The sequence below is a fragment of the Melioribacteraceae bacterium genome, assembly GCA_019638015.1.
Classification (GTDB): domain Bacteria; phylum Bacteroidota; class Ignavibacteria; order Ignavibacteriales; family Melioribacteraceae; genus JAHBUP01.
Genome location: JAHBUP010000001.1, coordinates 2,972,365 through 2,996,128, shown reverse-complemented (window position 1 = coordinate 2,996,128; position 23,764 = coordinate 2,972,365). Strand labels below are relative to the sequence as shown.

Here is a 23,764-nt window from a genome sequence, read left to right as displayed (position 1 = left end):
TCTTATAATCCTAATCTAACCCAAAGGTTGACTGTTCTCGGAGTTTGTAGAGTCAAGAAGTCATTTCCTCTGGCTATTGTACGTGAACCTGTGTAGTTTAATTCAACATCCGCACCCGAATATTTGGTGAAGCGGGCAAGATTTCTTACTGAAACACCAAGAGCAATACTCTTAGTATATTTTGTGATATCGAATTCTTGGAGCATATCAGTAAAGTCGTAACTTAAACTAACTTCGCGGATAATTAGATAATCGGCATCTTCAATGTAGTTACCTGCATATCTCCAATCTAGTTTTGCAAATTTTTCAGCAACTTCTTTGTATTCTGCGGTACCAGGAGTTAATGGAGTTACATTTGGATTCGAACTTGGAAGTCCTAATGTAGCATTTGCTGAAACAATTGGATTCAAGCCAAGAAGAGCATTCATTTCATTATACTCAGTTCCGTTTCCTCTTCTATTTGCAAATAATTGAGTGTTATTAAATATTTTGTTTCCAATTGCCCATTCTGTGAAAGCATACAAGTTAAAGTTCTTCAAGAATTTGAAATTAAGTGTGAATGAACCTGTATGATTTGGGATTGGGTTACCTAAATCAACTCTTGTAGCCGATTGAGTTGATCCAATGTATTTACCATTTGCGTCGTAACGTGCGCCTGTTGAATTAAAAGTATGGAATTGGAATTTGGGCATTCCAACTTGTATAGTATTATTAACGCTATAAATTGGCTGAGCGCCTCCCATATCTTTTACTTCATTAGTTTGGTAATTCCAAATTAAACTGAGGTTAAGAGCATAATCAACAGTTCTGAATGGAGAATATTGTAATAATGTTTCAAAACCGGATGCATCAACCGCACCAACGTTAAATGGTTGTGTTGAAGCTGTTAAACCTGTTGATGGTGGATTAACTTTTCCAACAATTGAATTTGTAGCCTTCTGAATGTAATAAGTAAATTCTAATGAGAAATCGTTAAAGAATTCGGCGTCGAAACCAAGTTCAACTTCTTTAACTCTTTCAGGTTGAATTTCAGGATTACCAATTACAGATACAACTGCACCAGCTCCATATCCGCCGGCTTCAGCGGCATATAATAGTGGAATACCATCAAGCGAACCAGGAAGTACACCGCTTTCGCCATATGCAGCTCTTAATTTTAATAATTGGAAGAAAGAAGGGGTGAAATCGTATTTATCCATTCTAACAGCAATACTTGCTTTTGGATAGGTTATTGCAGGTGCATTTTTACCGAATGAACTTGCATAATCTCTTCTGATACCTAATGTTAAGAAGTATTGATCTTGATAGCTCAATGCATGCTCGGTATAAATACCGCCATCTCTTTGATGACTGAAACCTTCACCGTAACCGGAAATTTTACCTGCGGCGCCTAAAGTTGTAATTAGGTTTGAAGTAAATTGTTCACCTAAAACGTTTGTTGATTTGTTAGTACGATCAAAGAATTGAGTACCAATAGTTGATCTAACATCGATCATGTCAAATAGTTCATAATTATAAGCGGCATTAAAATCGTATGTTAATTGAGTATTGAATCTCTCATATATACTTTTTTGACCAGCTGTAATTAAACCGCCAAAATTAACACCAAAGGGAAATAACCTTACTTGACGCCAGCTGCTGTTATCAATACCAACACCGGCATTAACTTCCAAATTTTCAATTGGTCTGTAATTCATGTTTAATGAACCAACAAATTGGCTGATATCATGTTTATCACTGAACTTGTAAATATCTTCCTCTTTTACAAATCCAAAAGGTCTTAAATCAAGAATGGTATTTCCAAGTGCGCCATAGATAATGTTATCATTATTTGGTCTGTCATATTTATTTTTTACATATCCAGTACTTAATCTAAAAGTAAGGCTTTCAGAAGGAATAGAAGTCAAATTTAAACGGAGAGAACTTCTATCACCTGCGGTACCGTTCATAATTCCATCTTCCATTCTATTTTCGAAAGAGGAGAAGTATCTCAGCGTATTATTTCCACCGGCAACGTTAACATAATGTTCGCGGATTGGACCGGTTTTGAATTGACGGTTGATTACATCCGCGGTTTCAAAATTTTTCTTTTCATATTCATATAGTGCATCGTTGAAACCGTAATTAAATCTGTAATCAACAGACATACCCGAACCGGCTTGTTGGGTAAACTTTCCGGTTTTGGTAGTAATTAAAACAACACCATTAGACCCATTAGCTCCATACATTGATGCGGCCGCTGGTCCTTTCAAGAATTCAATTTTATCAATATCGTTAGTATTTAAATTGGCTAATGTACTTATTCCTTGTCCGCCTACTGCATAACCAATAACCTCCTGGTTATCCATACGTACACCATCAACATAAATAATTGGCTGGCCATCGCCGTTTAACCCGCCGCCGCCTCTAACATAGAATCTCCAACCTCCACCCACGTTTCCGGTCGCGGCTGAAAGCTGAACACCTGCTACTTTTCCGGCAACTAATTGAGAGAGACTTCCATAAGTATTGATCTGTTGAAGATCTGATGCCGAAACGCGTCCAACGGAAACTTCAGCTACCGATTTTGAAGTTTTGGAAGCGATACCGGTTACAACAACTACATCACTCTGGAAAATGTCCTCTTCCAGTTCGAAGTTTTGAGAAATAGAATTTCCCGTTAGTATAATATTGCTGCTTGCCGATTTGTATCCTACAAATGATACAGATAGAGCAACTGTTTGCCCTTTTGCAAGCTCTTTGGGAACTTCAAAAACATATTTTCCCTCGACATCTGTTGCAGAGCCCGTGTTTAACGCTTTAATATAAACGTTAGCACCAATGAGCGGTTCGCCGATTTTATCGGTTACCTTACCCATTACACGAAATGTTCCTTGAGCATTCACCACCCCAATGCTTAATACAAGAAACAAAAAAAATAGTAGAGACTTTTGCATACAACCTCACTATGATTTGATTTGGTTAAAGGATTAGTTACTAAAGACTATCCATGTATATCAACGGACAAATTGATCTACTATGTATAAATCTGGGATTCAATGTAATTTTTAGAAGAATTAAAAACAATAATCTTTTTAATTCACCATCCGATTTTTTCTCCGTAATTTTGACACGCAAAATGAGCCGATATGAACTACAAATTACTTATTCAATATGATGGAACCGAGTACTCCGGATGGCAAATTCAAAATGGAGCGGTTTCGGTTCAGCAAAAAGTTTCAGAATCTATTGACTTGCTGGTTAAGGAGAAAATTAATTTGATTGGTTCCGGCAGGACAGATACCGGTGTTCATTCGGTTGGGCAGACAGCAAATTTTAAATCAAACCAAAACCTTGATCTCGCAAAATTTCAATACTCACTCAATTCAATTCTTCCAAAGGATATTTCAGTTTCTAATATTTCTAAAGTTGATGAATCGTTCCATTCACGATTCGATGCCAAAAGCAGAGCATATTTATATCTAATCTCCACTGGTAAATCTCCTTTTTATTATAAATATTCTTATGAGTTGAGATGGTTTCAAGATGTTGATATTTCCAAGCTGAATAATCTTAGCAAAATATTAATAGGGAAACATGATTTTTCATCCTTCGCAAAAAAAAATGATGAGATAAAAAATAAATTTTGCGAAGTTTATGAAATCCATTGGCATAAGGGAAATCAAATTTCCTGGTTTTATATTAAAGCCGACCGCTACTTACATGGTATGGTGAGAGCTATTGTAGGTACATTACTTTACGCAATAAAGCATGATCTTGGTGAAAATTATATTCAATCAATTATCGATGCTAAAGATCGGGAAGTCGCGCACGAAGCCGCTCCCGCAAAGGGCTTATTCTTATTCAAAGTCCGTTATTAATAATTGTTAAATGAATTGCAGTGAAGGCAAAATTTATGTTTAATATTAGTTAGGAGAAATAAATGATTGATTTATCTGGCAAAGTTACCTTGATCACAGGTGGCTCGAGAGGGATTGGTGAAGCCTGCGTTAAATTATTTGCGCGAGCAAATTCGAAGGTTGTTTTTACTTATAAAAGCGCGGTGGAGCGAGCTCAAAAAATTGAAAATGAATTTCCGGGTAGTGTAAAATCATTTAAAGTTGATATGGAATCAGAAAGCGAAATCAATGATGTAATAATTAAAACAGAAAAATTGTTTGGAAAGATCGATGTATTAATTCATAACGCTGGAATTTGGAATGATGGCACTTTAGAAACTATGACGCTCGATCACTGGAATGAATTAATAAATATAAATCTTACTTCAACTTTTCTATTTTGTAAAGCATGTTCGCCAATAATGAAAAAAAATATGTTTGGAAGAATGATATTAATAACATCTACGGCGGGACAACGAGGAGAAGCTTTTCATTCACACTATGCCGCTTCTAAAGGAGGCATGATTTCATTTACAAAATCATTAGCGGTTGAATTAGCTCCTTTTAATATTACAGTAAATTCCGTTGCCCCCGGCTGGGTTGAAACTGAACTTAATAATGGCGTATTTACCGATGAGAAATACAAAGAAGAAATAAGAAAGGGAATACCGGTTGGTAGAATTGCCTCTTCGGAAGATATTGCCGGACCGGTATTATTTTTGGCTTCCGATTTGGCACGCCACATCAATGGCGAAATCTTAAATGTGAATGGGGGAAGTGTCCTCTGCGGATAGTTTTTATAATATTTTTAGAAAGTATAAAATGGAATTTTTGGCTCAATATCACCGATTTGTAGTTCATTTCCCGATAGCTTTTTTGAGTGTTTATTTTTTGTTTGAAGTTGCCGGACTGATTACGAAGAAAGAGTATATTCAGAAAGCATCGACCATACTGCTTGGGTTGGGGATTTTTTTTTCCTTAATCGCTGTCTTGACAGGAAATCAAGCTTTTGAAGTGTATAAAAATAATACAGAGATTCAAAACGCTGTAAGTATAATAAATGAACATGAACAATTTGCCACAATCAGCTTATTCTATTTTACAGGATTATTTTTCATAAAAATATATTTAGTTATAAAAAAGAAGTTAAAAACAAATTTTAAGTTGCTACTTATATTTTTAGGATTTGTAGGAGCCATTTTGATATTTTTGACTGGCCATTACGGAGGAGAACTTGTTTATAAATTTGGATTGGGAACAGACTTATTTGGCAAATAGATGAAAAAAATTATTCTGATCATAATATTTCTAACTGGTAATCTGGCGGCTCAATTTAAATTCGGAGAGGTTAAAGGTCTATTTATGGGAGTTGAGGTTGGTCCCCGTTTCCCAATTTTCGAAATGTCTGATAAATTAAAAATCGGTGTTGGTGCAGATATAGTAGTTTCCTATTCTGATAATGAATATATGCCATTATTCATATATGGAATGCTGGGATATCAGCATTATCCCGGTAAGCAGGGCTTCTATAAAACTTCTGCATATGCTTCTTATTCATCAGATGTTCTGATTGTTGCGGGAGGAGTAAGGTATTACTTCAAACCATTGGTTGAAAATATTATGCTCCTTATGCCCATTTTAGATTTTGGAGTAGAATATAATTACCAGGAAATGTGGAATGAATTTAAACCTGGTTCCGGAAGAAACAATTATGTAGAGAATATTTCAAAGTTCGGTTATCATGTGGGTGGCGGATTCTCAATGTTTATGTTAGATGTTATTACCTATTATCACCGACTGCCCAGAAATGAGTATATCTCTTTTAACCTCCGGGTTAATATTCCAATTTTTGTAAAATTTTAGGAATAAATATGAACTATAAAAATTTGATTGTTGAGATCGAGGATAAAATTGCGATTGTAAAAATAAATCGGCCCGATAAATTAAACGCATTAAATTATGAAACATTAAATGAGCTGGAGAGTTGTTTTAGAGAAATAAAAGAAGATGACACAATCTATTCTTCCATAATTACCGGATCTGGCGAAAAAGCATTTGTCGCCGGAGCGGATATATCAGAATTGAGTAAGCTTAATCTTAACAGTGCAAAAAAGTTCTCTGAATTTGGTCAGTCGGTTTTTAACTTAATCGAGAAAAACGGTAAACCTGTAATTGCCGCTGTTAATGGATTTGCCCTAGGGGGCGGTTGCGAATTAGCTCTCGCATGCCACATCAGAATCGCTTCTGAGAATGCAAAATTTGGTCAACCAGAAGTAAATCTTGGAATAATTCCAGGTTATGGAGGTACACAAAGATTTGCCAAACTTTGCGGTACCGGAATTGCATCCGAGTTAATTCTTACTGGAGATATTATTAGCGCGGATGAAGCACTAAAAATTAGTTTGGTAAATAAAATTTATCCGCAAAACCAGCTTCTTCAAAAGGCAAAAGAGCTTTGCCAAAAAATAAATTCTAAAGGTACCAAAGCTGTACGTATGGCATTAAACGCAATAGTGGAGAGTTCAAACCTTGGTTTAAGTGAAGGACAAAATTTGGAATCAACTTTATTTGCTATGTGTGCCGGAAGCCAAGATTTTGTTGAAGGGACAACTGCTTTTTTAGAAAAAAGAAATCCTATTTTTTTGAATAAATGATATCATTAAAATTTTCTTACTTGTGACAAATCCAAAAACAAAACTAATTATAAATTTATTTATCATTTCAACGGTTCTTTTGATTGTGAATTTGTTGGTTGATAAATTCACAACACCTTCTGAATCTGAAAAGATTAGCAGTGAAATATCGCGCGCGAAAATCGAGAATGTATTTTACAGTGTGCTCGATGACTATGGCATTAATGCTTTTTGGATTACCGCAAAAAAGAATAAATCATCACTGGAAGATAGTATCCAAAATGTCTTTGAAGTAAAAATTCCCACCGATGTACCAATTCCCATGATAATAAAGGATATTAAAAAAGTTATCGTTAATGATATCACAGCTTTTGTATGTAATGAAAAAAAGATTTTTGGATTAACTGAAATAAAAATTTACACTAATGAGATCTTAAAACTTCATGCTGTTTTTATGCCGGATGAATCTCTGAATAGAGATAAAAATAAAATTGCGTTTATTATAAGTGACGCTTTTAAACTTGGTGCATCCGATTATCAAAAATTTTTAGCTTCCCATTATCCTCTTTCCGCTATGGTGGTACCGAATGCTGAGAATAGAATTAAAGCCGATACCCTGAAAAATTATTATAAAGAGTATTGTGTGGTTTTGGATGATGATAATGATGAAAAGCAATTTCGGCTTGAAACTGGGCATCAGCCGGAATTATTAAAGCGCTCTGTATCTTCAATTTTAAGTCAGTTTAACAAGGCTAAACTTATAACTGTTGACAATGAATCGAAATTATATAATTCTGCCATCTATAATTTTGTTGAAAAACAGTTTCAAATAGGTAATAGAGAACTTGTGAGTACAAAAAAATTAATTGATTTAAGGAATGACCAGGAATCGGAACTCATCTCAAGATTTCTCTTCTTTAGCTCAGATACCAGCGGTACTAGAGAGAAAATCATTTTAACGGGATTTGAAAATTTTATCAAACTGGAACCGGAAGTAAATAAATTTCGGAAGAAAGGGGGTAAAATAATTGCAGTTCCTAGAATGTAAATTATAGTTTTAATTTTACAACAGTTCGCCTTCTTCAGTAAGCTCGATAATACTATCTGAAATGACCCCCAATTGCGGCAATACCTTTGATCGGTCACCAACAATTACAACAACAGCCTCATCCGGTTTAATATGTTTTTGTGCCGCGCTTCTTACATCATCATTTTTAGTATCAGCTATCTGATCAGGGTGTTCAAACAGATCACTGAATTGTAGCGAGTGAAGAACTACTGTTTCAATATTGCGAGCAATTTGAGAATATGTTTCGAACCGGGAGGGGAATTGTTTTATTATTGTTGATTTAGCAAATTCAATTTCCGAATCCAGTATTGACTCCCTAATTCCTTTGATTTCCTTATATATTTCAGTGATTGCCTCACCTGTGTTATCCACGTTAACCGATGTCGAAATTTCAAACCATCCTGTATTTATATAAAACTGAAATGATGACGTGGCTCCATAAGTAATCCCTCTTTTTTCTCGCAAGTTTAAATTGATACGACTCGAAAATTGCCCACCTAAAATTGTATTCATAATTTTAGAGGCGGGGTAATCAATTGAGTTTCGTTTAAATGATGAATGCCCAATTCGTATCTCACTCTGAGTTGAATCTTTCTTGTGAATCAAATAAAATTTGTTCATTGGGGAGGGGAGAAAGATATCGTTCAAAGTAGAAGAGGAAATGACGGTTTTGTATTTACCGGCGAAGTATGTATTAACTAATGACTCTAATTTCAATTTCTCAACGTTACCCACTACAATAAGAATCATCTTATTATTTATAATTCTATTTTCATAAAAATTTATTACATCTTTTCTATCTATATTCTTTACAGAATTGTAATACCCGATCTCGGGTAATTCGTAAAAGGAATCCTTGAAAATTATTTTCTCGAAAACTGTTGAAGCGGTATATGAGGGATTATCTTTTAACTGGGTAATTTTGTCAAGCACTTTTTTCTTTTCTCGATCAAAATCTTGTTGAGAAAATCTAGGTTCAAATAAAATTTTGGAGAGTAATTCTAAGGATCTTTCGTAATATTCTGAAAGTGACAGTATCGAAAAATTCATAGTATCGGTATCTGCCGAAACTTGAAACACAGTTCCCAGCTTCTCAAATTGTTCACTCATCTGAAGCGAATCATACTCTGCCGCGCCCTCATCAATTAATAATGAAGTGAGGTTCGAAGTCCCGCCAAGGTTCTTTAAATCAAATTTGCTGCCCGAGTCAATGATCAATTCAGAATATATAATTGGAAGATTATTTTTTTGAACATGCAATATCTCCAATGAATCGCCCATCTTGAAGCGTTGTATATTTGGTCTTTCAAATGGTATTGCTATACCTGAGGTCGGTGGAAATTTTCTATTTATCATTTGCTGAGTTCTTTGGGATAATTTTTAATTCAACATATTTATTTGCTAAGAATTCTTTAGCCGCATTTTTTATCTGCTCAACAGTAACATTTTCATAACGGCTGAGATCGAAGATTAGTGAATCTGGTTCACCAAGATAAAAGTTATAGTGATTGAGTTGATCGGCAATTGTATCAATTTTTTGGAGTGAATAAATAAATGAAGAGCGAAGCGAATTTTTAGCTCTGACTAATTCATCATCACTAATCCCTTTTTCAGCAATTTCATTGATTAGAATAAAAATTTCTTCACGAATTGTATCTAATTTAGTCTGAGGTTTGGCAGTAGAGTAAATAATAAATGAACCATCTAATTTCGCGGAATAATTGAATGCCGACACATCGTGAGCAATCTGTTTATCGAAAACCAAACTTTTATGTAAGCGTGAATTTTTTGTTGATGAGAGAATGTAGGCTAGTACATCGAGTGCCGCATCAGACTTATCATAAGCTTTAACACCTTTCCATACAAAATAAATACGCGATAATTGAACATTATCTTCGTGAGTTATCTGCTTCACTTTATCAAGTAAAAAGCCGGGGGTAGTTGGCTGCTGTGGAACTTGAGCAGCGGAAAACTCACCAAAATATTTCTCTACCAAAATTTTAACTTTTTCTAATTCAAAATTTCCCGCGATAACTAATGATGAATTATTTGGAGAGTAATATGTTTGAAAAAATGAACGAACCTCATTTAATTCAAAACTTTCTATATCTTTCATCCACCCAATAGTTGGCCAATGATAGGGATGATCTTCCGGAAAAAGGTTAGAAAAAAGTAATTCCCAAGCGCGGCCATATGGCTGATTATCATATCTTTGCCGCCTTTCATTCATTACTACACCTTTTTGGTTATCCAATTTTTCTTGAGTTAAGCCACCGAGCATAAATCCCATTCTATCCGATTCGAGCCATAACGCCAGTTCAAGTGAATTAGCCGGAAGTGTTTCATAATAATTTGTTCTATCAATTGAGGTGGAGCCGTTCAAATTACCGCCTGCCTCTTGAATGTAGCGGAAGTGCCCCTCCTTCGGAACATTCTCAGAACCCTGGAACATCATATGTTCGAACAAATGAGCAAAACCAGTTTTGTTTTTTTTCTCATTAGCAGATCCAACTTTGTACCAGATATTGACAGCTGCAAGGGGCTGACTTTTATCGGGATAAAGAATAACCTCTAAACCATTGGAGAGATTATATTTTTCGTAATTAATTTTTAAAATATCTTTTGCCACAAATTTCCTTTACTTTAAAATGAATTCAATGCGTTCTGCTTTTCCATCAATGTTGGAGCGGGGATAGATATCAAAAATTTTACAGAGAAGCGGATAGATGTCTACATTCCACAATGTACCGGTTTTATAACCTGACTTAAAATTGGGACCGGTTGCCAAAAATATCCCATGCATATCAATATGATTATTATCGTACCCATGATTTCCCCCCGAATCATTTTTCCATCTTGGTACCCTATTAGAATGGAGTGTCCATCCCATATCAGCTATACAAATTATTGGAGCGATCAGTCTGTGGTTTTTATAATGAAAAAACTCTGGTAAATCTTCCTTTAAATATACTTTGAAATTTTTCTCTTCAGCTTTAAGTATATCATACACACTTTCTATTTTTCCATCTGGAGGAAAAATTTGAAGAATCGGTCCCTCATCTTCAAAACGACATTTATAGTCTGGGATCAATTTTTCAATATTTATAAAACGGTCCTTGGAAACATCGGTCATGCCATGATCTGAAACAAAAATTACATTTACACTATCTTTCATCCCAATACTAGAAAGTTTTTCAAGCAGTAATCCAGCCATATCATCCAATCTTTTTATTGCCTTATTTATTTCTTCATGATTTGGCCCGAAGTGATGTCCAAAATCGTCGGTTTCATGCATATAAAGTGTAATAAAATGGGGTCTATCTTGAGCCGGTAATTGCAGCCACTCAATAACTCCATCAATTCTTTCTTCGTAGGGGTAAGTATGCTTGTAATTTTTATGATATGAAGGTCTTCTGTAACCAAGTGTAACTTCTGAACCTGGCCAATAAAAGCTTGCGGTTTTTACCCCATGGCGCTCGGCTGTTTCCCAGAATGCTTCTCCCTGATACCAGTAAGGATTTCTTACCTCATTTGAATCGCTTAATTTGTAGAGGCGATCACGATTTGAATCATAAATAGTATTTGCGATAATACCATGATTTACCGGGTACATTCCAGTTATTATAGAAAGATGATTTGGGAAAGTTTTTGAGGGGAAAGCTGGGCGTAATGAAAGTGCGGAAACCCCATCATTTCTAACTTTTTCAAGATTTGGAGTTAGATCTCTATTTAAGTAATCCCATCTAAATCCATCAAAAGAAACTAAAATTACATAGGGATTTTTTTGAGAAAAAAGGAGGATTGGCAGCAAAATCAAAAGGACTGCAACAGTTTTTATTTTCATACCTGGCTCATTTTTGAATGACAAATATAGTAAACTCGATTAACATCCTTTTTATTAAATTTGGCTCCAAAAGGGGGGGAGGAAATTGGCATTTTTTGAGCTGTTCACAAAAATTCAATTTTAAAGTAAAAGTAATATTTAATTAATGAATAAATTCTTTTGACAAAAGATAGATTTTCATATCTTCACATGGGCAAAAAATAATCTCCAAGTCCCAAACGAAAAAATTAAATTCAATAAGGATAAGAAATTGCCTTTTCGTACAAAGTTTATGGCACACAACCTCCATAAAATACCCGCAGTAAAAATTATTTGCAGAAATCTTATTTTAATTCATAATTCAATAACTTATTTAGGAGTAAAGTATGAGCAAAGTTAAACAATTGTTCTCACTACTATTGTTCTTTGCTGTTATGTTCAGCACTCAGTTAACATATTCACAGACAACGGCGTCCCTCAATGGTAAAGTATCAGATCAAAAAGGAGATGCTCTTCCAGGTGCAAACATTATAGCGGTTCATCAGCCCTCAGGAACACAATATGGTACCACATCACGTGAGGATGGTGGTTATAACCTCGTTGGTTTACGTGTAGGCGGTCCATACAAAGTAACAGTTTCATTCGTTGGTTACGTATCGCAAGTTGAGGAAGGATTCCGCCTCGAATTGAGCCAGGATTTGAGAATTAATTTTACTTTGGTTGAACAAGCGGTTCAACTTTCTGGTGTTACTGTTACAGCTGAAAAAAGTGCGGTATTAAGCGCTGGCCGTACCGGAGCCGCAACAAGTGTATCTAGTAAACAAATTGAAGAAGTTCCTACACTTAGCCGTAACTTCCAAAGTTTTGCTAAACTTTCTCCCCTATTTTCTGGTGAAGGTTTATCAGCTGCCGGAAGAAGCAATCGTTTTAATAACGTTCAAATAGATGGTACACAATACAACGATTTATTTGGTTTGGGAAGCAGTGGTACACCTGGTGGACAAACTGGAACAAACCCAATTTCTCTTGATGCTATCCGCGAATTCCAGGTAGTAATTGCACCTTACGATGTTCGCCAAAGTGGTTTTACCGGTGGCGGTATCAACGCAATTACATGGTCAGGTACTAATAAATTATCTGCCGCTGTTTATGCTTATGGCAGAAATGAAAGTTTAGTTGGAAAATTGGAAAGCCGTCCGGATGTTGCGACATTCTCAGATTATCAATTTGGTTTTAGAGTTGGCGGACCAATTATGAAGGATAAATTGTTCTTCTTCGTTAACGGTGAACAAACAATTAACGATAGACCAGTAAGAAACATATCTTTAATTGATGGCTTTGGTGGAAAGACAGGTGCTCAATTAATTAATGAAAAAGTTATTCCTTATGCTAACGCATTAAAAGCAAAAGGAATGGATGCCGGATCTTATGAAGAATTTACAAGAGAACAACCATCTACAAAATTATTCTTAAGATTTGATTATAACTTGTCACAGGATCATCAATTAACATTACGCCATAATTTTGTTGATTCATATCAAGATAATATGAATGGTCGCGGTGGTACAAATCAAATGAGTTTTGATACTTATAACTATAGAATTAAAAACAATACCCATTCAACCGTATTGCAATTAAACAGCCGTTTTGGCAATAATATGTCGAATGAATTAATTCTTGGTTATACAAGAATTCGTGACAGAAGAGCCGGTACCGCAAACCCATCTCCTGAAGTTGAAGTTCGTGATGGTGGATTTAATATGTTTGCAGGACCAGATCGTTTCTCTTCAGCAAATGAATTAGACCAGGATGTTATTGAAATAACAAATAACTTCTCATATTATGTTGGAAACCATACATTTACAATTGGAACACACAACGAATTATATTCATTTAGAAATATGTTTGTTCGTTCATTCCATGGTTACTACCAATATAATAGTCTTGCCGATTTTACTGCAGACAAAGTTGCTTTTTATCAAAGAGTTTATGGAAAGAAAGATCCTAGCATAGCTCCTTCTGCTGAATTTAGCGTAGCTCAATTGGGATTCTATATTCAAGATGAATGGGCAGTAACACCACAGTTTAAAGTTACATACGGAATGCGTGTTGATGTTCCTACATTCCCAGAAGCTCCAGAAGCGAATCCATTACTCCCAGCAAATTTCCCAGGTTACGTAACCGATAAAGCTCCGTCAGGAAATCTGTTATGGTCACCTAGAGTTGGTTTTAACTGGGATGTTAGCGGTGATAGAACAACTCAATTAAGAGGCGGACTTGGTATTTTCACGGGTCGTGTTCCTTATGTTTGGATTTCTAACAACTATGGCAACAGCGGTACTTTACTTGCCGAAGTTAGAAACCGTACATCAGGCGTAGTTCTTCCATTTATTGCTAATCCATATAATCAATATTTCGCCGGTGACAAACGTGTTGGGACTGGTATTCTGGGTGATGCAAGAACTCAATCAGAAGTTAACATTGCCGATCCAAATTTAAAGATGCCTCAAATTATGAGATTTAACCTTGGAATGGATAATGAATTACCAATGGGATTTATTGGTACAGTTGAATTTATTTATTCAAAAACTGTAAACGACATGCTCTATAGAAAAATAAATATCAATCCTCAAGTTGGAAGAATCGCTCAATTAGGTTCCGGATTTGATGGAAGACCAGTTTATGGTGGTACTAATAGTGGCGGTGGCAACTTCTTTGACATTCTTGAAATCTATAACACAAGTGGTGGCTATCAGTATAATTTAGCTTTTCAAGTTCAAAGAAATGTTGCAAGAGGATTATCTGTTAACGCTGCATATACCTTTGGCGAAGCTAAAGACAAAAACAGTGTAACATCATCTCAAGCTGTATCTCAAATGAGATTTAATCCAATTGATATAAGCGCAAATGCTCCTGCATTAACAACTTCAAATTATGAAATCCGTCATAGAGTTTTTGCATCACTATCATACTCGTATGAATTCTTTAAGAATGCAGCTACAACAGTTTCTTTATTCTATAATGGACAAACCGGAAGACCTCATTCATTCATCGTATTAGGCGACTTGAACAATGACGGTTTTGATCAGAACGACTTGTTCTACATTCCAAGAAATGAGAGTGAAATATTATTAGGTTCAATCGTTAGCAATCAATTTGTAAAAGCTACTGCTGCCGGTACAACTTATGCTGATCTTGAAAGATTCATTCAAGGCAACGAATATTTACGTGAAAACCGTGGTAAAATTGCTGAAAGAAATGCAGCAACAAATCCATGGTCAGAATATTTTGATCTTAAGATTTCACAAGATATCCCAGATTTCTGGGGCTTGGGCGCATTCCAGGTATCACTTGATGTATATAACGTTGCTAATTTGATTAACAGCGATTGGGGCAAACAAGAATCTACATCATTTGATTATCAAGCAGTTAGATTACAAGGAAGAATTACTTACGAAGGTAGAGCAAATACTCCAGTTTACAGCTTCACAAAACCAAACAACAACTCAGCTTATTCAATTAGCGATATCTCTTCACGCTGGGCAATGCAATTTGGTATCAGATATTCTTTCTAGTTTAGATTAGTTATTAAATGAAAAAGGGATTCGGATTCGAATCCCTTTTTTGTTTTAAAGAGAAATTTGATCGGTTATTTATAATTTGTAAACTGAACCGGAAATTCGAGATCTGCATCTTTCACTAATTTTATAATTGCCTGGAGATCATCAATCTTTGAGGCGGTGCACCGAATCTGTTCATCCTGGATTTGAGCGTTAACTTTTAATTTGCTTTCTTTAATCATTTTTGTCACAATTTTAGCGTTTTCTTTTGAGATACCGCTCTGCAATTCAATAACTTGTTTTAGTCTTCCTGATGCGGCTGGTTCTGGTTCCTTCATTTTCATGGCTTTTATTGATAAACCCCGCTTAATAAATTTACTTTGGAGAATATCAATAGCCTGTTTTCTGGAATAATCATCCTTTGTATTCATTGAGATAATTTTATCTTTCTTATTTAGCTCAATCTCGGTTTTAGAATCTTTCAAATCATATCGCTGCTGAATTTCCTTTATGGCTTGATTCAAAGCATTATCCACTTCTTGAAAATCAATTTCCGATACTATATCGAATGAATGATTAGATGCCATTGTGCCCTCAACTTTTTTTACAAAATTAAACTAATTTTTGGAAAACTATTAACAATAATTTAATTAATTAAATATTTTGAAATTATATGAAGTAATTCTTATATTATTTGCAGATTTATTAACAAAAGGGCAAAAAGAGATTGTCCGAGAAATGAGAATTTCTTGACATGTGGGAAAAATCACATTTAATAAAATTATGTAATTTATTGTTTGCCAAACAGATTCTCATTTTTATATTCCTATTATTGTTTTGCTATTCTGAGGGCTACCCGCAAAATGATAATAATACTTCTTCCATTTCCAAAGTATTGATCGAGAACGGATATGAAAATATTAAAATCGTCATATCCGGTGATGAACTATTGTTAACTTTTGAAAATAGAGTTCATCGTTTCGAAATTTATTCCCTGATGAACTTGATCAAGTTAATTGAGCCGTTCTTTGATAATTTGAATAATTTAGTTTTGGTTCCCCTAAATAGAAAAATTCCTATTTCCAAAATTACGATCCCGATTAAGAATTATCATGACTTCAAGACAAATTCTAATGATAAAGAATCATTTGTTAATAGTATAGTAATTGAAGAAAATACAGATGAAATAATGAAACGGTTTATTGACGTCGAATCTGAAAACTCATCCTCATTAAAACTCGATATGATCCTTAAACCATCTACACAGTTTGAGTTTGGAATCTACTCTCAACCGGTTAGGTATCAGTTAAATATAAATTCGAACTTTAGATTAAATTTGTGGAAAGGAATGAATTTGGATTATGAAATTATTATTCCGGTTCATAACGATTTTTTTGACAGAGAAGATTCTATTAGACCCGGGATAATCACTCTCAATCAAACAATTCGATTGCCAATGTCATTTTATCTTTCATCCACTGTCGGATTTTTTTCACACAATAGGTTTGGGTTTGATTTTGAGGCTCTGAAAAGTTTTGATAATGGTAATATAAATTTAGGAATTAACTTTGGCTATACAGCACTTGGTTATTTCTCAGGTTTTAAAATGCTTTATAACGATGATTTCAAGTTTACAGGAAATGTTTATTTTAATTACCGTGTTGAAACTTTAGACTTAACATTAGGGGTTATGGCTGGGAAATTTTTATATGATGATAAAACAATTAGATTTGATATAAGCAGGGAATTTGGCGAAATTGAAATCGGATTTTTTGCTTTACGCTCATCCGAGGGAATTTCTAATGGGGGAGTAAATATTACGATTCCTTTATGGCCCGGTAATTATTGGAATCCGGGTATTTTCAGAGTGAGACCTGCAGAGAATTTTGGTCTCAGTTATTTGGTAAATACTAATACTGATAAATTAATAGGATCGCGTTATAACACAGGAAACAGATTAAATAATTTCAACAAAAAAATAAATTCAAGTTTTGTAAAAAACTACTTAAATAAAAGATTTTTTAACTAACTTATCTATAATGAGGTGATATATGAAGAACAAAAGAACTACTTACTTTGGTGTAGTCTTAACCCTTCTTCTTTCAGGGTTTTTATTCTTACAGGGCTGTGAAAGCTCCAGGGTTGGTCCCGATATTCCAAGGCCAAATCCTCCGGCTCCTCCTGCGGCTCCAAGTCCAATTTTATTAACAGGACAAGTTTTAGATAGTCAAAGCGGTGCAGGAATTGGCAAGGCACAGGTTGCACTTACTACAATAGCTGGTGTTGCTATAACTTCTACTGAATCAAATAGCGCCGGAACTTATACTTTTGATGTTTCAGAAAGAACTGAAACACAGCTTAATGTAAATGTTGTTGCACCCGGGTATGGAGTTACATCAAGAGTCGCAACCATAGATAAGGCTGGTCGTTTAGCTTTTGTTGCTCCGGCAACTTTAAGTAAACTGCAGGCTATTACAGTCGCAGTTACAGCCGCTTCCGGCGGTACAGCAACTACGCCGGTTACCCAGCAATCGGAGAATAGTACACCTGTTACATTGTCTATTCCACCTGCCGCAGTTAGCGGAACCACCAATATATCGGTCGCGCCGGTTCCGGTAATTAATACTCCACCAGCCGCTAATCCTGCCACTTCTAATGATGTTTCCACTGCTTCTTTAACTCCTGCAGGTATAACTTTTTTAAAACCAGTTGATCTGAGCTTTCCATTGCCTTATCCGCTTCCTCAAGGTACCACCATTCCAGTATTAAGACTCAATACCGGTACCAACAGATGGGAAACGACTACTTTAAATGCAACAGTTAACGCATCAACTATAGCAGCAATTGTACAAATTACTCAGACTGGTGAATATGGACTTTTAGGAAGTGTAGGTTTAACTGAACAAGCCGCCGGCTCTTATGTATCAGGTGACCTTTCAATAAAAGTTGAAGAACTTCAAAAATCAACTAGTCCAGAAGCCGAAAGAATTATTACTTTTAAAGGTGCTGGTACTCAGACTATTAGTTTACCTTTTTCTGTTACGAGAACTTTAACGCAACAAACAGGTGTAAACGTTTCTGATAACTTCCTAAGAAATTTAAAGGAAAAGATTTTAAAGACTACTTTTACTCAAACTAACGTACCTTACACATTTTCATTCCCGGGATTTCCGGCTGCTTATATAAGAAATGGTGTTCAGTTTAATCCGAATAATCCAAATGAAGCTGGTGAGTGGGAATATAGAGTATATATGATTGATAGAGTTACATCTCGTATAGTCAATATTCAACATGTTGGTATTTTTACAAGAATATTTAGGGTCGAAATGAGAACCTGGGAAAGAGATGCTGCACGAACCGGCTGGTATTGGATTGCTCATAACCAGGGTGGCGTTGCTCAAGGACCATTTTAATAGAGTTTAATGAGGGAATTGTCGGGGTGGGGAGATTCGAACTCCCGACCTCTTCGTCCCGAACGAAGCGCGCTAACCGGGCTGCGCTACACCCCGAAAACAACGGGGCTAAAATAAAGCATTTGCCGGTTATATAAAAATTGAATTAATTGTTAAATAAATTCCTCACATCAAGGAGGTAGTTAATATGAAAAGAATTATCCCGATTTTATCATTACTGCTGGTTTTTGGTTTTGCTGAATTGGCAAAAGCGCAATTAGCTAAAGATAGCTGGGCAGTAGGATTTGGTTTTAATTATCCCCGTTTTGTTAATGTTAACGTTACACCTCTTAACAATAACTATGGCGGATATCTTTCACTCCAACGTAATTTTTCAGAGCATGTTGGCGCAAGGTTAGGGTTTGCCTATTCCCATTTTACAGGTGAATATACTAATGCTGCATCTATACTAACTGAATCTCCGACAAATGCTATTACCGGCGATTTGGATTTTATCTATAACTTCGTTCCATGCGAACCTGTATCACCTTATGCATTTTTTGGTGTTGGCGGTATTTACAGAATGCTTGATGCAAATAGAGCTACAGCTGTACTAGATGATAATGCTCTCGCTCTTCAAGTTGGCGCAGGTGTTGGATTAAATTGGGTTTTAGATGAAGACTGGCAGCTTACAACAGAATTCGCTTACAGATTAACTAGCAACAGTGAGTTAGATGGCGCTCTAGGGTTAAATGAATTTAATGCGAAAGATTCTTATATGACAGTTAAATTGGGACTAATGTATTTCCTAGATAAGGGAGAACCTTCAAAATACTGTCAACTTTATTCGGGTATTTCACCTGATCAGAGAGATCTAACTGATTATGATAAAATTGAAGATATGATTAAACGACATATTCCAAAAGAAGTGGTAAAGGAAGTAGTAGTTGAAAAACCTGCTAAAGCCGCGGTTGCTGATAAGTGGGTTTTAATTGGTGTAAATTTTGAATTTAACAGCGCTAAATTTAATGCTGAATCATACCCAATTTTGCTTGATGCCGCAAAAACCTTACAAATGAATCCAAGTGTTAATGTTGAAATTCAGGGACATACAGATAATATCGGCTCCGAAAGCTATAATCAAAAGCTATCTGAAAAGAGAGCTAATGCCGTTAAGAATTACTTAATTGGTAAAGGTGTAGCTGCAAGTCGTTTAACAACCGTTGGTGCCGGTGAAGGAAGTCCAATAGCAGATAATAATAGCGCTGAAGGAAGAGCCGCAAATAGAAGAATTGAGTTTAAAGTTAGATAATCTTTATTTCGAATTATTAGATAAAAGCCGCTGAACAAGCGGCTTTTTTTATAAACTCAAATTTTTTATTTACTTTAATTGAAAACCGATGTAAGTTTGTCATCAAAGTTTACCTTTAACTTTATCCAGTGAGATAAGAAGGACGATGACGGAAATAATACAATAATTTAGAATGACCTCGAAGGCTTTTGCCAACGAGGATTTTTTTTGTTTAAAATGAGGCTTAAATGGAAATTAAAGCAAAACTAGTTGATGAGGAAGGTTTACAAAGAACCATCACAAGGTTAGCACACGAGATTTTGGAAAGAAATAAAGGCTCAAAAAATGTTGTGCTTGTTGGAATGAGAACCCGTGGTGAGTTCATCGCCAGAAGAATCAAACAAAAAATTAAAGAAATAGATGGATCTGAACCCAATCTTGGTATTCTTGATATTACTCTCTACCGAGATGATTTTAGAACCCGTTTAAAACAACCTGAAATTTCTGTTACAGATATTACTTTTGATATTAATGAGAAAGATGTAATACTTATTGATGATGTTCTTTATACGGGAAGAACCGTGCGTTCGGCACTTGATGCAGTTATGGATCTTGGACGACCAAACACTATTCAACTTTGTGTGCTTATTGATAGGGGTCATCGGGAACTTCCAATTAAAGCTGATTTTGTAGGGAAGAATACTCCAACTTCGATTAATGAAGAAATTCAAGTGCATCTCACCGAACATGATAATGAAGATGCAATTTATTTAGTTAACTCACCAATTAAAAATTAGAGAGAAAAATATGTCTTTATCCAGCAGACATTTACTAGGTTTGAATGGCGTTCCAAAAGAGGATATTCAAACTATACTAGATACAGCACGCACTTTTAGGGAAGTGTTGGAAAGACCAATTAAAAAAGTGCCAACTCTTCAGGGTCAAACGATTGTTAATCTCTTCTATGAAAATTCTACCCGTACAAGAATATCATTTGAATTAGCACAAAAAAGATTATCAGCAGACACTGTTAATTTCTCCGCCTCAACCAGCAGCGCGAAAAAGGGGGAGACCTTCAAAGATACTGTGAGAAATATTGAAGCGATGAAAGTTGATATGATTGTTGTTCGGCATCAGTCTGCCGGAGTGCCTCAATATTTAACTAAAATTTCCAAAGCCAATATTATAAATGCCGGTGATGGACTTCACGAACATCCAACGCAAGGTTTGCTTGATATGTATTCCATTCGAGAGAAATTAGGAAAGTTGGAAGGACTCAATATTTGTATTATTGGCGATGTTGCACATAGCCGGGTAGCTCTTTCAAATATTTATGGATTAAAAACAATGGGGGCAAATATTTCTGTGTGCGGGCCTGCTACAATGATCCCTCATAGCATTGAAAAACTTGGCGTAAAAGTATATTCAGATGTAAATGAGGCAATTAAAAATAGCGATGTTTTAAATGTACTCCGTATTCAGCTGGAAAGAAACGCCGGCACAAGAATTCCTTCTTTGAGGGAATATCATAATTATTTTGGTATTACTAAAGAAAGGTTGGAGAAGCTAAATAAGGAAGTCGTCATTCTTCACCCCGGTCCAATTAATAGAGGAGTTGAGTTATCCTCAGAAGTGGCTGATGGTCCTTATCAGGTAATTTTAGATCAAGTAACAAACGGCGTTGCAATTAGAATGGCAGTTCTATATTTGCTCGGTAATATGCACTAATCAATAGGTGGATAATGAAGATAATACTTAAAAACGTTACAATAATTAATCCTTTTCAAAACCTAAATAAGAAAAGCGATATTCTTATTGAGAATGGAATTATTAAAAAAATTGATGAATTAAAAAAAGAAGAATTGAAATCAGCCGATAAAGTTATTGAACTTGATGGCAAATATTGTTCACCCGGATTTTTTGATATGCATGTTCATCTTCGTGAGCCGGGGAGGGAAGATGAAGAAACTGTTCAATCGGGTTGCAATGCCGCAGCAGCGGGCGGTTTTACCGGTGTTGCAAGTATGCCTAATACATCCCCCACAGCAGATTCGGCTGAAATAATCAGATATATAAAGGAAAAGGCTAAAAATCATTTGGTTGAAGTCTTCCCAGTAGCAGCCGCTACCCTTGATCGAAAAGGGGAAGCATTATCACCAATGTATGAATTATATGAAGCTGGAGCAGTTGCATTTTCGGATGATGGTGTAGCAATTAAAACCGCATCAGTTTTAAGAAATGCTCTTGAGTACTCACTTAATTTCGGTACACCAATAATTGAACATTGCGAGGATGAATCATTAGCTGACGGTGTTATGAATGAAAGTGTTGTCTCTACAATGCTGGGACTTCCGGCAATCCCGAATGTAGCCGAGGATTTAATTGTTATGAGGGATATTATGCTGGCGGAATTTACTGGTGGAAAGGTTCATATCGCTCATATAAGTTCAAAAAACGCTGTTGATTTAGTAAGACAGGCAAAAAAGAAAGGAATAAAAGTCACCGCAGAGGTTGCCCCGCATCATTTTTGTTTAACCGATGATTCATTAAAAACTTTCGATACAAATTATAAAATGAATCCGCCTCTCAGAACTGCCGAAGATGTAGAGGCGATGATTGCCGGATTAGTTGATGGTACAATTGATTGTATCGCCAGTGATCATGCTCCACACTCAATAGAAGAAAAAGAGATGGAATTTATTTATGCACCTAATGGAATTCTTGGATTAGAAACTCAAGTTGGCATTGTGTTTTCAGAATTACTGCATAAAAAGAAATTATCGCTCGAAGTAATAATTGAGAAGATGGCGATTAACCCGAGGAAAATATTAAATATTCCTGTGCCGAAAATTGAGGTTGGTGAAAGGGCAAATCTAACATTGTTTGATCCGGACTTAGTTTGGACAGTTGAAATAAATAAGTTTAAGTCAAAATCCAAAAATTCCCCTTTTGATAGAAAATTATTGACTGGAAAAGCTATAGGGGTGGTTAATCAGTCACAGATATTTTTCGAAGACCAGTTCCAAAATATTTAATTACTCATACTAAATATTATGCATGGCTGTACATTAATATGTACAGCCAATAAATAATTTGATTCCCACCAAAACTAATTCTTGCAAAATGCTCCTTAACCGAACTTTTTTGATTTAGAATTCATCTAAATCCCTAAAAATTGTGGCACCCAATTTGAAAATTGTCACTCAAACATTAACGGAGGATAACATGAAAAAGTTAAGAATTGCATTTTTGAGTATAGCGTTCTCTGCAATTTTATTATTAAGCGGATGCGATGATATTTATGACTATTACGATGATACACCACCAACAGCACCTCGTAATATCTATACAGTAACAGGTGATAATAGAATTGACATTTTTTGGGATCATAGTAGAGAGAGTGATTTAGCAGGGTATAATATCTATTATTCGTTTTCATATAGTGGGAAATATACTTTAATAGGCAGCACTCGAACAAACAGTTATATTGACGAGGGAGCAAAAAATGGCGAGACTTATTATTATGCAGTTACAGCTTATGATTACGACGGCAATGAAAGTGAATTAAGCAATGAAGTAATTTACGATACTCCTAGACCAGAAGGGTTTAACCAGTCTATCTTTGATTATTCAAGATTTCCAAATAATTCAGGTTATGATTTTAGCAAGTATTTAATTCTTCCTTATAATGATCAAAATGCGGATTTATTTTTTGAGAATTACAATGGAACCTTTTATTTGAATGTTTGGGATGATTCTGATATTCAGGATATGGGTAAAACCAATGATATTTGGGATATTGATGCTGCTCCTGCTGGAGGATGGGTTCCGCTCAAACCGAATGAAAATATAAAATATACCGAAGCCGTTGTAGGTCATACTTATGTAATTTGGACATGGGATAACCACTATGCTAAGGTAAGAATTAAAAATATAACTAATGAAAGAGTTGTATTTGATTGGGCATATCAGCTGGTTGAAGGAAATCGTGAATTAAAAAGAAAATCGGTTGAGATCCGTGAGTCGCTGCCTTCTAAAATATCACGAATTCATTAATGATTTGAACAAATGATGTTACTAAAAAGCATACCTTTAAGGTATGCTTTTTTATTTGTTTT

General features: G+C 35.4%; 19 protein-coding genes and 1 tRNA gene. 14 read left to right on the top strand and 6 right to left on the bottom strand.

The features are described from left to right. Positions 1–2 precede the first annotated feature (2 nt). Positions 3–2,936: a TonB-dependent receptor gene (locus KF816_12870; GenBank protein MBX3008907.1), complete on the bottom strand. Its 2,934-nt coding sequence runs from the start codon at positions 2,934–2,936 to the stop codon at positions 3–5. A gap of 192 nt (positions 2,937–3,128) precedes the next feature. On the opposite strand from KF816_12870, the gene truA reads away from it, so the two are divergent. From truA to KF816_12840, 6 genes are all read left to right on the top strand, one after another. Next, positions 3,129–3,860 carry a tRNA pseudouridine(38-40) synthase TruA gene (gene truA / locus KF816_12865; GenBank protein MBX3008906.1) on the top strand — a complete coding sequence of 244 codons (732 nt, stop codon included), beginning with the start codon at positions 3,129–3,131 and terminating at the stop codon, positions 3,858–3,860. A 62-nt stretch (positions 3,861–3,922) separates the two neighbouring features. Further along, complete coding sequence (locus KF816_12860; protein ID MBX3008905.1) at positions 3,923–4,672, top strand: SDR family oxidoreductase; 750 nt, start codon at positions 3,923–3,925, stop codon at positions 4,670–4,672. Positions 4,673–4,769: 97 nt separating this feature from the next. After that, positions 4,770–5,156 carry a DUF2231 domain-containing protein gene (locus KF816_12855; GenBank protein MBX3008904.1) on the top strand — a complete coding sequence of 129 codons (387 nt, stop codon included), beginning with the start codon at positions 4,770–4,772 and terminating at the stop codon, positions 5,154–5,156. Then, a complete protein-coding gene (locus tag KF816_12850) occupies positions 5,157–5,741 on the top strand; it encodes a hypothetical protein (GenBank protein MBX3008903.1) in 585 nt (194 codons plus the stop codon). Between the two features lie 8 nt (positions 5,742–5,749). Further along, complete coding sequence (locus tag KF816_12845) at positions 5,750–6,532, top strand: enoyl-CoA hydratase/isomerase family protein (protein ID MBX3008902.1); 783 nt, start codon at positions 5,750–5,752, stop codon at positions 6,530–6,532. A 94-nt stretch (positions 6,533–6,626) separates the two neighbouring features. Further along, positions 6,627–7,559 (top strand): hypothetical protein, encoded by a 933-nt coding sequence (locus tag KF816_12840; GenBank protein MBX3008901.1) that lies wholly within the window; start codon positions 6,627–6,629, stop codon positions 7,557–7,559. A gap of 15 nt (positions 7,560–7,574) precedes the next feature. Here KF816_12840 and KF816_12835 read toward each other — a convergent pair whose 3' ends face one another. From KF816_12835 to KF816_12825, 3 genes are read right to left on the bottom strand one after another with little or no spacing between them, the layout of a single operon-like run. After that, positions 7,575–8,936: an insulinase family protein gene (locus KF816_12835; protein MBX3008900.1), complete on the bottom strand. Its 1,362-nt coding sequence runs from the start codon at positions 8,934–8,936 to the stop codon at positions 7,575–7,577. Then, complete coding sequence (locus tag KF816_12830) at positions 8,926–10,209, bottom strand: insulinase family protein (protein MBX3008899.1); 1,284 nt, start codon at positions 10,207–10,209, stop codon at positions 8,926–8,928. The genes KF816_12835 and KF816_12830 overlap by 11 nt, the downstream gene beginning before the upstream one ends. A 9-nt stretch (positions 10,210–10,218) precedes the next feature. Next, positions 10,219–11,424, bottom strand: a complete 1,206-nt coding sequence (locus KF816_12825) for an alkaline phosphatase family protein (protein ID MBX3008898.1) — start codon at positions 11,422–11,424, stop codon at positions 10,219–10,221. A 365-nt stretch (positions 11,425–11,789) separates the two neighbouring features. On the opposite strand from KF816_12825, the gene KF816_12820 reads away from it, so the two are divergent. Next, positions 11,790–14,978, top strand: coding sequence for a TonB-dependent receptor (locus tag KF816_12820; GenBank protein ID MBX3008897.1), 3,189 nt, complete (start codon positions 11,790–11,792; stop codon positions 14,976–14,978). A gap of 74 nt (positions 14,979–15,052) precedes the next feature. Here the strand turns inward: KF816_12820 and KF816_12815 are convergent, their stop codons facing one another. Further along, positions 15,053–15,550, bottom strand: coding sequence for a YajQ family cyclic di-GMP-binding protein (locus KF816_12815; GenBank protein MBX3008896.1), 498 nt, complete (start codon positions 15,548–15,550; stop codon positions 15,053–15,055). A gap of 167 nt (positions 15,551–15,717) precedes the next feature. Between KF816_12815 and KF816_12810 the strand changes: the two genes are divergently transcribed. Together KF816_12810 and KF816_12805 are read left to right on the top strand one after the other, a co-directional pair. Further along, a complete protein-coding gene (locus tag KF816_12810) occupies positions 15,718–16,992 on the top strand; it encodes a YjbH domain-containing protein (protein MBX3008895.1) in 1,275 nt (424 codons plus the stop codon). Between the two features lie 22 nt (positions 16,993–17,014). Beyond that, entirely contained in the window at positions 17,015–18,376 is a 1,362-nt protein-coding gene (locus KF816_12805; protein ID MBX3008894.1) for a hypothetical protein, read from the top strand. Between the two features lie 21 nt (positions 18,377–18,397). Here KF816_12805 and KF816_12800 read toward each other — a convergent pair. Next, positions 18,398–18,472 (bottom strand) — tRNA-Pro (locus KF816_12800). Between the two features lie 91 nt (positions 18,473–18,563). On the opposite strand from KF816_12800, the gene KF816_12795 reads away from it, so the two are divergent. From KF816_12795 to KF816_12775, 5 genes are all read left to right on the top strand, one after another. Beyond that, positions 18,564–19,667 carry an OmpA family protein gene (locus tag KF816_12795; GenBank protein ID MBX3008893.1) on the top strand — a complete coding sequence of 368 codons (1,104 nt, stop codon included), beginning with the start codon at positions 18,564–18,566 and terminating at the stop codon, positions 19,665–19,667. Positions 19,668–19,894: 227 nt separating this feature from the next. Then, on the top strand, positions 19,895–20,443 hold the full coding sequence (gene pyrR / locus KF816_12790) for a bifunctional pyr operon transcriptional regulator/uracil phosphoribosyltransferase PyrR (protein ID MBX3008892.1): 549 nt from the start codon (positions 19,895–19,897) through the stop codon (positions 20,441–20,443). Positions 20,444–20,453: 10 nt separating this feature from the next. Next, positions 20,454–21,374 carry an aspartate carbamoyltransferase catalytic subunit gene (locus KF816_12785; GenBank protein ID MBX3008891.1) on the top strand — a complete coding sequence of 307 codons (921 nt, stop codon included), beginning with the start codon at positions 20,454–20,456 and terminating at the stop codon, positions 21,372–21,374. A gap of 14 nt (positions 21,375–21,388) precedes the next feature. Beyond that, complete coding sequence (locus KF816_12780) at positions 21,389–22,681, top strand: dihydroorotase (GenBank protein MBX3008890.1); 1,293 nt, start codon at positions 21,389–21,391, stop codon at positions 22,679–22,681. A 190-nt stretch (positions 22,682–22,871) separates the two neighbouring features. Further along, positions 22,872–23,702: a hypothetical protein gene (locus tag KF816_12775; GenBank protein ID MBX3008889.1), complete on the top strand. Its 831-nt coding sequence runs from the start codon at positions 22,872–22,874 to the stop codon at positions 23,700–23,702. Positions 23,703–23,764 lie beyond the last annotated feature (62 nt).